This is a genomic window from Brachybacterium fresconis, from assembly GCF_017876515.1.
Taxonomy (GTDB): Bacteria; Actinomycetota; Actinomycetes; order Actinomycetales; family Dermabacteraceae; genus Brachybacterium; species Brachybacterium fresconis.
On record NZ_JAGIOC010000001.1, the window covers coordinates 790,481 to 802,322 of the forward strand.

The 11,842-nt window shown below is 67.1% G+C and carries 10 protein-coding genes; 5 read left to right on the forward strand and 5 right to left on the reverse strand.

Annotated features, from left to right (window positions below):
* Positions 1-12 precede the first annotated feature (12 nt).
* Positions 13-435 (reverse strand): MerR family transcriptional regulator, encoded by a 423-nt coding sequence (locus JOF44_RS03570; RefSeq protein ID WP_209887481.1) that lies wholly within the window; start codon positions 433-435, stop codon positions 13-15.
* 272 nt (positions 436-707) lie between these two features.
* Here JOF44_RS03570 and JOF44_RS03575 point away from each other — a divergent pair, with 272 nt between their 5' ends.
* Positions 708-1,652, forward strand: coding sequence for a DNA cytosine methyltransferase (locus tag JOF44_RS03575; protein WP_209887484.1), 945 nt, complete (start codon positions 708-710; stop codon positions 1,650-1,652).
* A gap of 73 nt (positions 1,653-1,725) precedes the next feature.
* Here the strand turns inward: JOF44_RS03575 and istB are convergent, their stop codons facing one another.
* Genes istB through JOF44_RS03590 form a run of 3 tightly spaced genes read right to left on the reverse strand, consistent with a single transcriptional unit; the run spans position 1,726 to position 4,964 of the window.
* The gene (istB, locus tag JOF44_RS03580; RefSeq protein WP_209895657.1) at positions 1,726-2,484 is read right to left on the reverse strand and encodes an IS21-like element helper ATPase IstB; all 759 of its coding nucleotides are present in this window, start codon (positions 2,482-2,484) and stop codon (positions 1,726-1,728) included.
* A 17-nt stretch (positions 2,485-2,501) separates the two neighbouring features.
* Positions 2,502-4,163 (reverse strand): IS21 family transposase, encoded by a 1,662-nt coding sequence (gene istA, locus JOF44_RS03585; protein WP_342591882.1) that lies wholly within the window; start codon positions 4,161-4,163, stop codon positions 2,502-2,504.
* A 30-nt stretch (positions 4,164-4,193) separates the two neighbouring features.
* Complete coding sequence (locus JOF44_RS03590) at positions 4,194-4,964, reverse strand: TetR/AcrR family transcriptional regulator (RefSeq protein ID WP_209887490.1); 771 nt, start codon at positions 4,962-4,964, stop codon at positions 4,194-4,196.
* 73 nt (positions 4,965-5,037) lie between these two features.
* Here JOF44_RS03590 and JOF44_RS03595 point away from each other — a divergent pair, with 73 nt between their 5' ends.
* The 4 genes from JOF44_RS03595 (at position 5,038) to JOF44_RS03610 (ending at position 10,794) form a co-directional block, all read left to right on the forward strand.
* Positions 5,038-5,808, forward strand: coding sequence for an ABC transporter ATP-binding protein (locus JOF44_RS03595; RefSeq protein ID WP_245348837.1), 771 nt, complete (start codon positions 5,038-5,040; stop codon positions 5,806-5,808).
* A complete protein-coding gene (locus JOF44_RS03600; RefSeq protein ID WP_209887495.1) occupies positions 5,805-6,617 on the forward strand; it encodes an ABC transporter permease in 813 nt (270 codons plus the stop codon). The genes JOF44_RS03595 and JOF44_RS03600 overlap by 4 nt, the downstream gene beginning before the upstream one ends.
* A complete protein-coding gene (locus JOF44_RS03605; RefSeq protein ID WP_209887497.1) occupies positions 6,614-8,884 on the forward strand; it encodes an ATP-binding cassette domain-containing protein in 2,271 nt (756 codons plus the stop codon). Before JOF44_RS03600 ends, JOF44_RS03605 begins: the two co-directional genes overlap by 4 nt.
* Before the next feature lie 584 nt (positions 8,885-9,468).
* Complete coding sequence (locus JOF44_RS03610; protein WP_209887500.1) at positions 9,469-10,794, forward strand: ISL3 family transposase; 1,326 nt, start codon at positions 9,469-9,471, stop codon at positions 10,792-10,794.
* 156 nt (positions 10,795-10,950) lie between these two features.
* On the opposite strand, the gene JOF44_RS03615 is transcribed toward JOF44_RS03610, so the two are convergent.
* A complete protein-coding gene (locus tag JOF44_RS03615) occupies positions 10,951-11,841 on the reverse strand; it encodes a helix-turn-helix transcriptional regulator (protein WP_209895659.1) in 891 nt (296 codons plus the stop codon).
* Position 11,842: the final 1 nt, after the last annotated feature.

Consider the following 11,842-nt stretch of genomic DNA (forward strand, 5'->3'; position numbering starts at 1 on the left):
CGCGTCGCGGTCCTATGAGACGTCGGCGGGCGCAGTGCCAGTGTTCGTCTGCCTATTGTTCTCGACCCAGACGGCCAGGGCTCGTTCGTGCTCGCGAAGGCTCTTGATCTGCCGCCGCACGTCACGTTGATGCTCGACCAGCAGGGCCAGTTGTTCTTGGCGGGTCGAGTCGCCTTGGGAACGGAGGGCGGCGTACTCACGCATCCGGGCGATCGGCATCCCGGTCTCTCGTAGCCGGACCAGGAGCCGTATCCATTCGACATCGCTGTGCTGGTAGCGGCGCTGGTTCCCCGTGGTGCGGGCGATGGGGCGGATCGGGCCGACGCGTTCGTAGTAGCGCAGCGTATGCCCGGTAACGCCGGTGACCTCGGCCATCTCCGCGACCGTCAGCCCTATCGTCTCCAGGTCCTGGCTCTCGGCGCTGTCATCTACCACGGTGACGATCCTAACTTAGAGTGCGCTCTAAGTTTGCACCTCGATCTGCAAGAGGTGTGATCGCTCAGAGGGCGGTGGAGATCGGGCTGGCTCGGAGGGTCGGCGCGGGGAGGTCTCGGGTTCTGGGTGACGACGCGGCGTGTGCTGCCGCGGGTGGGTCTGCGGCTGGTGGCCCTGCTGGTCGTGGGGTCGTGCACCTGGCAGGTGTTCGACCTGGTATCGGGCTCCGGTCGGGGTCTGGTGCCGGGTTCCACTGACCTGCCGGAGCCCTCATGCACGACACTGCCTCCTCCTCGATTCCCCGCCCGCGGATCGGCTCGCTGTTCTCGGGATACGGCGGCCTCGACCTCGCCGTCGAGCACGCCACCGGCGGCGAGACGGTCTGGTTCTCCGAGCTCAACGAGAACGTCGCCCGCGTCTTCTCCCACCACTGGCCCGACGCGCCGAACCTCGGCGACATCAGCACCATCGACTGGGGCCAGGTCCCGCCGGTGGACGTCTTGTGCGGCGGGTTTCCGTGCCAGGACATCTCGACGGTCGGCAAGCAGGCCGGTCTCGCACCGGGCACCCGCTCGGGGCTGTGGTCGTTCATGGCCGCAGCAATCGAGGCGTTGCAACCCCGGCTCGTCGTGATCGAGAACGTGCGCGGGCTGCTCTCGACCCGCGCTGTCCGTCCCGAGATGCAAGGAGCAACCCCCGATGAACGCAACCCCGACCCCGCAACCGCCGCAATCGCAACCGCCGCGGATGGCGCAACCGCAACCCTTCGCAACCTGGAACCCGACCGCTGGGGTCTGGGAGACGGGCCAGCTCGACCTCTTCGGGCACTCGGAGCCGTTCTCGGCGATCTGGCCGACCTGCGGCTCCATGCGCGATGGGTCGGCCTACCGGCTTCCCGCGTCGGCGCTCCCCACCACAGGTTCCGCGTCTTCATCTTCGCTCACCGCCAAGACTCTGTTCCGGACGCCGCTGGCGACGGACTCCTCGCGGGGCGGCGAGACCCTGGAACAGGTGCGGGCAAGACGGGGAACGATCGCGCTGTCGCACCAGATCATCGACTTCGCCCTGCACGGACCGGATGGCTCACCGACCAAGCAGAACGAGCCGGAGACCCTGTTCGTCCTGATCGAGAACATCTTCGACGCTGGGGACGCTACGCCCACGCCATCGCCTGGCTTCGCCGGTTTCGTCCGACACCGCTTGTCGGTGAGTTCTGACACCACTCGGGCCGGATCCACGCCGGGGATGTAGGTCTGCGTCGACACCACTGCTCGGGCGTACGACCTCCGGTCAGCTCGTCTGCTTCTTGGTGGCCTGGGCCAGACGATAAGAGTCGGTGCCGGTCTCCAGGATGGTGCCACCGAAGGTAAGCCGGTCGACGATGGCCGCGCACAACCGGGGGTCGGTGAATGTCTTGGTCCAGCCGCCGAAGGACTCGTTGGACGCGATCGCGACCGAGGCCTTCTCCTCACGCTCGGTGAGGACCTGGAAGAGGAGTTCCGCACCGCGGCGGTCGAGCTGCATGTAGCCGAGCTCGTCGATGCACAGCAGGTCGACTCGGCCGTAACGGGCGATGGTCTTGGCGAGGGTCATCTGGTCGGCTGCTTCGACGAGCTCGTTGGCGAGCTGGGTCGCCAGGGTGTATTTGACGCGGTAGCCGGCCATGGCGGCCTCGGTGCCAAGGGCGATCAGCAGGTGCGACTTCCCGGTGCCGGAGTCCCCGATCAGACACAGCGGCTGGCCCTTGTGGACCCATTCGCCCTTGGCAAGGGTGTGCACCACGGCGGGGTCGATGTTCGGGTTGGCGTCGAAGTCGAATGCCCGCAGGGACTTCTCCCGTGGGAACTTGGCCGCCCTGATCCGCCGCTCGGACCGGCGGCGGGCGCGGTCGTCGCACTCGGCGAGGAGCAATTCGGCGAGGAACCCGCGGTAGGACATCTGCTCACGCCCGGCCCGGTCGGCGTACTCGGTGAAGGAGCCGCGGATGGTGGGCATCCTCAGCATCCGGCAGGCCTGGTCGATCGCGGCGTCAGCGGCTTCCTCGGTCATTCCACGGCGCTTGGTGGTCACGGTGCAGCTCCTTCGTTCGGGTTCTCGCGACGGTTGGGCAGCAGCTGGTCGTACTTGTCCACGCTCGGCAGTGGGCGAGTGTCGGCTGGGAGGTGTGCGCGCAGCCGGCGCTCGGTCAGCGATCGCACGGCAGGGGCCTCGCCTTCGCCGTACGCCTCTGAGCCGACATGGGCGGTTGGGTGGTCCAGGGCCGCGTCATCTGCCGTGTCCTCGTGCTTGCGTGCCTCCAACGCGACCGCGTCCGCGGTCAGCGCACCGGCACGTAGCGCGGTTGCGAGCCCGGCGACGACCTGCTCGTGGGGAAGGTGGCGATGCAGCATCAGCACCTCGATCAGGGCCCGGGTGCCATCGGCGTCCCCGTGGGCCTTGCATGCCGCTGCCCACCAGGCGTCGTGCACCTGGGTGAACCGTCCCGATGCCCGTGCCTGCTCCAACGCTGTTGCTCCGGGGAGCGCGCCGGGTTTGCGGAGGAGGACCTCGAGGTAGTGGTCCAGGTCGACCCGAGTCGCGCCCTTGGTCATCAGTCGCTCGTGGCGGGCGATCTCGGTCTTGCCGTCGTAGATGATCAGGTCGCTGGCATTGAGAAGCACCCGGGCTTGGCGGCCGACCAGACGCGCGGGGACGGAGTACTTGTTCATCCTGACCGTGACCTGGGCGTACCGATCCACGCGCGGGGTAAACCACCGGCCGGTCTCGAACACCTCGACAGGTAGTGGCGCGAGCAGTGGCTGCTCGGTGACGAAGTGCTCCCCGACCGTGCGGGCCCGGGACCCGATCCGGCGAGTCTCGTCTGCCAGGTCCCACTCGTCGACCAAGCTGTTGAGCTCGGAGAGGGAGTCGACCTCGGGGATGGGGACGAGGTGGTTGCGGCGGAACCAACCGATCTGGCCCTCGACGCCGCCCTTCTCGTGGGCCCCCTGGATGCCGGGTTGGCAGTAGAACGCCTCGATGCCGTAGTGCGATCGGAACGCCGTCCAGCGGTCGGCCTCGACCCGCTGACGGCTGAACCCAATCACGCTCGCGACCGCGGCCTTGAGGTTGTCGTAACGGATCTTCCCGACCGGCACCCCGCCGAGGACGCGGAAGGCGTGGGCGTGGCCTTCGAAGAAGGCTTCCTGTCCCGCAGAGGCACTGATGCGTTGCACGGCCTTGCCGGAGTAGGAGAGTCGGAGGCTGAACAGCGCGCAAGTGACAAGCTCGCCCCGCAGCCGGATGGCCACATCACCGAAGTCGACCTCTGCCTCCCTGCCCGGGAGGTGTTCTTGTGGGATGAACGTGGCTGCGGGCTCTCGACCGGCCTCGATCCGGATCTCCCGGCGTCGGGTCGCGACGTAGTCCCGCACCATCCCGTATGAGATCTCGTGAGCGTCGTGCTCGTCCAGAAGCCGATCGAAGATTCGCTTGGCGGTGTGACGCTGCTTGCGCGGAGCATCCAGATCGTCCCGCAGCCAGGAATCGATCACCCCGCGGTGTGGATCGATCCTCGATCCACGCTTCGGCTGTGGCTTGCGTGGCCCCGGCCACGCCGAGGCCTGCGCGGCAGCCACTGTCCGGTACCCCACGCCGTACTTGCGCTGCAGGGCGCGGTTGGACATCCCGGCGCGGACATCGCGCCGGATTGCGGAGTACAGGTCGACCCTGGACCTACCCGCCGGCACGGACACGCCCGTCTTGGGTCGGGCCGGAGGTCATCGGCCATTGCCGGAGGTTGGTGTGCCGAGGCGTTTTGCGATGCCGTCGAGAATCAGGCCGACACCACGCCGGTAGGCACCTTCGGGGTCGTTGGCTTTGCCGGTCTGTTCTCCGAGGGTGCGTGAGACGCGCGAGGCGGTCGGGAACCGGGTCTGGTCGCCGATCGCGGTGGTCAGGGCCGGTTCGATGTTCGACCACCAGTCGGTGTCGTGGTCTTCGCCCGGCAGCCTGGAGTCTTGGGCGGCGCGTGTGGCGCGGGCGGTTCCCTGCACCAACGAGAGCAGGGCGGTGAGGGTGTGCTCCATCTCGATGTCGGTGAGCCCGATTCCGTCCAGGGCGCGCAACTCGGTCTCGTACTTCGTTGAGGCCCCTGGTCCCGGGACTGGGCGTCCGGTAGCGAGGTCGGTGATCCAGGGATGGGCTTGGCAACTCGCCCAGTTCGCTTCGGCGAGCGCGGTGACGCGTTCCCGCCAGTCCGCGCCCTCGGGGATCGTGACGGCCTCGTAGGTCACGCCGGCGACTTGATCGAGCATGAGCTCGACGAGTTCGGCACGGCCACCGATGTGTGGATACAGCGCCATCGCGGTGACCCCTGCCTCCTCGGCCAGTCGCCGGATTGTCACGGCGTCCAGGCCTTCTCTGTCGGCGAGGTCGACTGCCAGTGTGGTGACGCTTTGGGTGCTGATCCCGCTGCGTGGGCTCACCGGCGAGTCACGCCAGAGCAGTCCGATCAGCTTGAACTCGTCCACGCCTGTGCGCTTGGCCATCTCTGTCCTCCTCAAAGTCTACGATGTATAATACACTGTAGAACGCGATGAGAGGAACAGCATGGATGTCGAGATGAGCCCACCCGGTTCGATCCGGGTCGAGGCGGTGCACAAGACCTTCCCGAGGCGGGACAAGCCCGCGTTGGCCGGGGTCGATCTGCGAGTCGACTCCGGCCGGGTGTGCGCACTGCTGGGAGCCAACGGTGCCGGCAAGACGACCTTGGTGCGGATTCTGACGACGCTGACGGGCAAGGACTCCGGGACTGTGAGCGTAAATGGCTGGGACGTGGACCGCGATCCTGCACAAGTACGGGCATCGATCGGCGTCGTGGGGCAGTACGCCGCCCTGGACGAGGTGCTCTCGGCCAGAGAGAACCTGGAACTGTTCGCCCGGCTGATCGGGCTCTCACGTACCGCGGCCCGGTCGCGGGCAGTCACGCTCCTGGAGCAGGCGGGGCTGAGCGAGCACGGCGGGCAGAAGGTATCCGGGTTCTCCGGTGGCATGCGACGTCGCCTGGACCTCGTGACCTCGATGATCACCCGTCCCGCCGTGCTCCTCATCGACGAGCCGACGACCGGCCTCGATCCGATCGCCCGTCGCACGATCTGGAACGCGGTGCGCTCGTTGGTGGACGAGGGTACGACGGTCCTGTTGACCACGCAGTACCTGGAGGAGGCCGACGAACTGGCCGATGACGTCGTGATCCTGCGCGAGGGTTCCGTAGTCGCCACCGGCACCCCATCGGACTTGAAAGCAATCGTGGGAGAGCCGCGGATGGAACTGCGCGAACCCACCCTCGAAGACGTCTACCTGCATCTGCATCAAGGAGGCGACGCAGCATGAGCGCCACGACGATCGAGCACCACGGTCCGGCTACGGGCCGCATTCTGCGCGAGGCCGTCATCCTGACCGGCCGCGCGATGCGGCACTGGCGGGCGCGACCGATCACGTTCAGCATCCAACTGCTCTTCCCCGTCTTGGTCATGCTGCTCATGGGCGGTCTGCTCGGTGGGGCGATCGCCGGCACCACCGGGGACTACATCGTGTTCGTCGTGCCGGGCATCCTCGCCTTCACCGTGCTCTCGGGAATCGAGACGACAATCACCGCTGTCACCGGAGACGCCGCCAAGACCGTCACCGACCGGTTTCGCACCCTGCCCATCTCCCGCGGTTCGGTGCTGCTGGGACGGGTCTTCGCTGACATGCTCACTGCCGCCGTGGAACTCGCGGTCGTCACCGCCGCAGGACTGCTGCTCGGCTGGCGTCCCGAAGGGGGCGTCGCCGATGTTGTGCTCGCCTACGTCCTGCTGCTGTGGCTGAGGTTCGGACTGCTGTGGGCCGGCGTCTGGATCGGGTTGAAGGCAGGCACACCAGAGGCGGCCACGACCGCCCAGCTTGCGATCTGGCCGGTGGCGTTCCTCTCGACTGTGTTCGTCGATCCGCGCACGATGCCGGCCTGGCTCGGAGTCGTCGCCGAATGGAACCCCCTGTCGGCGACCGCATCCGCGGCGCGTGAACTGTTCTCGGGCACCGACCTCACCGGGGTTACCTTCGTCGCCGACCACGCCGTGCTCTTCGCCATCGGCTGGCCGCTCGCGCTGACCGCGGCGTTCATCCCCCTCGCCATTCGTGCCTACCGGAGACTGTCATGACGACCACGACCCACGACGTGATCCGCGTACGCGGAGCCCGTCAGAACTCACTCCAAGACATCGACGTCGACGTCCCCAAGCATCAGCTCGTGGTCGTCACCGGCGTATCCGGATCAGGCAAGTCCTCGCTGGTGTTCGACACGATCGCGGCCGAATCAGCGCGCCAGCTCAACGAGACATTCTCGGCTTTCGCCCAAGGCAGGCTCCCCAGCTACGCCCACCCCGACGTCGACCTGCTGGAGAACCTCTCGGCCGTTATTGTGGTGGATCAGCAGCGCCTCTCCGGCGGACCTCGCTCCACGGTCGGGACCATCAGCGACATCGGCGCACGTCTACGGCTGCTGTTCTCCCGCATCGGTGAGCCGGCCGCCGGCTATTCCAACGCCTACAGCTTCAACGACCCCGCCGGCATGTGCCCGAACTGTCAGGGGCTCGGCGTCGCGGCCTCGGTCGTGGAATCCGAACTCGTTGACGACGACCGCTCCCTCAACGAGGGCGCGATTACTTTCCCCAAGTTCAACCCGGGCACCTGGCTGTGGAAGGCCTACGCCAAGTCCGGGTTCTTCGACCCCGACATGAAGATCCGCGACTACACCCCAGAACAACGCGAGCTGTTCCTCTATGCACCGGCCGGGGAACACACCCCGCCGGCAGGGATGGATGCAGTCGGCACCGCCTACGAAGGCCTCGTCACCCGGTTCAACCGCATCTACCTGCGACGCGAGCCCGACTCCTTCAAAGGCGCCCAGCGCGAGGCGTTCGAGCGGATCGTCTCCCGCGGACCTTGCCCCGAATGCCACGGCTCCCGACTCGCCGCGCCCGCCCGAGCCAGTCTCATCAACGGCAAGTCCATCGCCGACCTCAACGCGATGCAGATCAGCGACCTCGCCGAGCACGTCGCGAAGATCGACGGCGACGCCGTGGCACCGCTGGTCGCGAACCTGCGCGTCCACCTGGAACGGATGATGACCCTCGGCCTCGGCTACCTCAGCCTCGACCGCACCACCTCCACCCTCTCCGGGGGCGAAGCCCAACGGATCAAGATGGTCCGCCACCTCGGCAGTGCCCTGGCCGACATGCTCTACGTGTTCGACGAACCCACGGTGGGCCTGCACCCCCGCGACGTCACCGCGCTCGGACAGATGCTCCTTGCCCTGCGCGACCGCGGCAACACCGTGCTCGTCATCGAGCACGACCCCGACATCATGGCGATCGCCGACCACATCATCGACCTCGGACCCGGCGCTGGAACCGCCGGCGGCCAGATCACCTACCAAGGCGACTACGACGGCCTCACCCAGGCCGGCACCCCCACCGGGCACGGGCTCCGCGAGCACCGGCGCGCGACCCGGACACGGCGTGAGCCCGACGGCTGGATCAGCATCGACGACGCCACCACCAACAACCTCCAGCACGTCACCACCCGCATCCCGCGCGGCGTGATGACCGCTGTGACCGGAGTCGCCGGATCGGGCAAGTCCAGCCTCATCCTCGGCAACCTCCCCGCCGTCGAACCCGACGCGATCGTCATCGACCAACGCCCCATCCGAGGATCGCGCCGCTCCAACCCAGCCACTTACACCGGCCTGCTCAACCTCATCCGTGACGTGTTCGCCAAGACCACCGGAGCACCAGCCGGGCTGTTCACCCCCAACTCCACCGGAGGATGCCCGGCCTGTGAGGGCAACGGCATCATCTACACCGACCTCGCCTTCATGGAAGGCGTGATCACCCGATGCGAAGTTTGCGAAGGACGACGGTTCACCCCCGAGGCCCAAGAGCATCAGGTCGATGGCAAGAGCATCGCCGACGTGTTCGAGATGAGCGTTACCGACGCACTCGGCTACTTCACCCAGCCCGCGATCGGGCGCATCCTGTCCCGGCTCCACGACGTCGGACTCGACTACCTCACCCTCGGACAGACCCTCACCAGCCTCTCCGGCGGCGAACGTCAGCGACTCAAACTCGCTACCGAACTCGGAACCTCGGGCCGCACGATCATCCTGGACGAGCCGACCACAGGACTGCACATCGCCGATATCTCTCGGCTCCTCGGGCTGCTTGACCGGCTCATCGACGCCGGATCGACGCTCATCGTGATTGAGCACAACCTCGACATCATCGCCGCCGCCGACTGGATCATCGACATCGGCCCCGAAGCCGGACACGACGGCGGACAAGTCGTCTACGAAGGCACACCAGACCAGATGATCACGGACGGCGGGACACACACGGCCGAACACCTACGAGCTCGCGCGAAAAACTGACACGGTAAGGCCAGCCGCACTGCCTGGCTCCGGCCTGTCCTCACCACCGATTCACCGACGTCCAAGACAGACGATCTGGAGCCGGTCCACAGCTCGAGATCAAGCGGTGTCAACTCTGGCCGACACCCTCCCAAGCCATAGCCGGGTGGTGCTGGCTCTGGGCGACAAGCGGTGTCGGATGAGACCCCCGTAGCCAATCGCCCGATGGGAGCACATCACCGGACGAGAAGCACCCTCCCCGGCCCTCCTGAACGATGAGACCGGGCCACGGCCGGCACCCGCGTTCATCGAATGGTTGATGGGGCTCGAGCCCGGTTGGGTCACGAACCCAACGCACGGTCTTACCTCGAACCAGATGAACAGTGCTCTCGGCAACGGCGTCCTCCCACTCCAAGCAATTCTCGCCATCGAGGCGTCCGAAAACTGCAGGCAGATACCGTGAACTTGGTGTACCTTGCTCGGCGTAATAGGGCTCTTCAGAGTTGAGTGTGGGCGCGCCGGTGATGCGGGGTAGCTGGGGATAGACGTCGAGGTCCTCGATGATGAGCGGACTTCTACCCCCGCTGATCTCAAGGACCTCGACGATGCCCAACCATAGTTGCGCATGCCCTGACGCGCTCGATCGCTGCGACCGATGCGACTTTCTCCTGGACTTCCCGGGCCTTCATCTGGTGACAGTCTCGAAGGCCCGGGCCGGGCTGGTGCTCGAGGTGGAGTCCTGCGATCCAGTGGCCGGATGCCCTGGCTGCGGTGTCATCGCCACTGGTCACGGCCGGGTGGTGGTCGAGATGATCGATGCTCCGTGGGCGGGTCGGCCGGTGCGGATTCGGTGGTGCAAGCGTCGCTGGATCTGTCTCGAGGGCGTCTGTGCGGTGACGACCTTCGTCGAGCAGAATCCGCAGGTCTGCGCTCCACGGGGCCTGCTGAGCACGCGCGCGATCCGCTGGGCGATCGGCCAGCTCCGGCGCGAGGGGGCGACGATCCAGGGCCTGGCCCGCCAGCTCGGCACGACGTGGAACACGCTCTGGTCCCAGGTTCGGCCAGTCCTGATCGAGGCCGCGAACGACCCTTCCCGCTTCGAGGACGTGCAGGTCCTGGGCGTGGACGAACATGTCTGGCACCACCGGGACCCGCGCCGGCGCGGACCGAAGGAGCTCACCGGGATGGTCGATCTGACTCGCGGGCCCCACCCCACTGCCAGGCTCCTTGACCTCGTCCCCGGCCGATCCGGCAAGGCCTACCGAGACTGGCTCGACGAGCGCGGCGATGAGTTCCGCAAGCGGGTCGAGATCGCAACGCTGGACCCGTTCCAGGGATACAAGAACGCGATCGATGACCAGCTCGAGGACGCCACCTGCGTGCTGGATGCGTTCCACATCGTCAAGCTCGCCGGGGCTGCAGTCGATGACGTCCGCCGCCGGATCCAGCAGGAGACCCTCGGCCACCGAGGCCGCAAGGGCGACCCTCTCTACGGGATCCGTCATGTTCTCCGCGCTGGACGGGAACGCCTCACGCCGCGCCAGAAGACTCGTCTGGCCAGCGCATTCGCGGCCCATCCCGATCATGTTGCGGTCGAGGTCGCCTATCAGTGCGCCCAGGACGTCCGAGACGTGTTCCACCAGCCCACTCCTGCCCAGGGTCGCCGCCTCGCCGAGCAGCTCATCGAGAAGCTGCCGTCCTGCCCGATCCCGGAGAGCGCCAGGCTCGGTAAGACACTGCGACGCTGGAAGAACGCGTTCTTGGCCTACTTCGATACCGACGGGGCGAGCAACGGCGGTACCGAGGCCATCAACGGGATCATCGAGCTGGGCCGCCGCATCGCCCGCGGGTTCCGCAACGTCGAGCACTACCGCCTCCGAATGCTCCTCATCACCGGAGGCCTCGACGCCTCACCCCACACTCAACTCTGAAGGGCCCGTAATAGCGGGTCAGCGGCGTGGACAGTGACCGGTCACCGTCACTGGCGGCGACCGAGCGCAGCAGGTACTTATACCCGTTGCCCGCGCTCATTACCCGCATGGAGACTTTCATGCAGATCAGGTATGCATCGGCACCAACGGCTCCGATTACGCAGGGATTCGGCGGCTGTGCCGGCTGTGTTGGCGGTAGTGGGCGGGAGTGATGCCGACGGCCTGGCGGAAGAGCCGGGCGGCGTGGCCGCGGCTGTACCAGCCGACCTCGCCCATGGCCTGCTCGATCGGCAGGTCGGTCTCGCGCAACAGACGCGCCAGGCTCTCGGCTCGCACGGTCGTCAGGTACGTCATCGGAGTCTTGCCGTAGGCCTCCACGAAGACCCGTCCGAGCTGAGACGGAGAGAGGTAGACCGCCGCGGCCAGTTCGGGCAAGGTCCACCGTCGAGCCGGCCGGTCCCGCAGCAGGCCGGCCGCGGCACGGGCCTCAGCCCGCAGCGGCGCCAACCTTTGGAAGGCGGGCGCGGCGGGCCAGGTGGCCTTGTGCTGGGTCGGGGACTGACGCACCGTCGTGGTCTGCACGAACGGGGAGACCACGTCCAGCACGCCGAACAGCAGGGACTGCATCCGGTAGAACCGCTCCGGCGCCGGGCCGTCCAGGCTGAGTTGGCCGAGTTCATCCAGCCACGGCATCAGGCGGCCGGCGCGGTGCTCACCCAGCCGCAGTATCTGGGCGGGTTCGGCGTAGCGGGCGGCGAGGAAATCTTTGGCCTCCAGCCGGTCGCTCAGGATGGCGGCGTGCTGCCAGAACACCTGGTCGACCACATAGTCCCGATCCAGGTACAGGGTCGTGGTCGTGACCCACTCTTCCGGTTGGGCCCCGCACAGGGTGTTCGCGGCCAGCAGCACCGCATCACCAACCCCGACCGGGCGTTCCCCGAACTCGCTGAACAACCAGGCCGCCCCCGCCCGCACGAAGATCAGCTTCACGCAGTCATAGGCGATCGGATCACGCCGCCGATGCACACTCTCCGTCCGCGTCACCACC

Coding starts and splice junctions, on each gene's coding strand:
- JOF44_RS03600 (WP_209887495.1), top strand. CDS start 5,805: ATGAGCGCCACGACGATCGAGCACCACGGTCCGGCTACGGGCCGCATT.
- JOF44_RS03590 (WP_209887490.1), bottom strand. CDS start 4,964: ATGGCCAAGCGCACAGGCGTGGACGAGTTCAAGCTGATCGGACTGCTC.
- istB (WP_209895657.1), bottom strand. CDS start 2,484: ATGACCGAGGAAGCCGCTGACGCCGCGATCGACCAGGCCTGCCGGATG.
- JOF44_RS03575 (WP_209887484.1), top strand. CDS start 708: ATGCACGACACTGCCTCCTCCTCGATTCCCCGCCCGCGGATCGGCTCG.
- JOF44_RS03610 (WP_209887500.1), top strand. CDS start 9,469: ATGCCCAACCATAGTTGCGCATGCCCTGACGCGCTCGATCGCTGCGAC.
- JOF44_RS03605 (WP_209887497.1), top strand. CDS start 6,614: ATGACGACCACGACCCACGACGTGATCCGCGTACGCGGAGCCCGTCAG.
- JOF44_RS03595 (WP_245348837.1), top strand. CDS start 5,038: ATGAGCCCACCCGGTTCGATCCGGGTCGAGGCGGTGCACAAGACCTTC.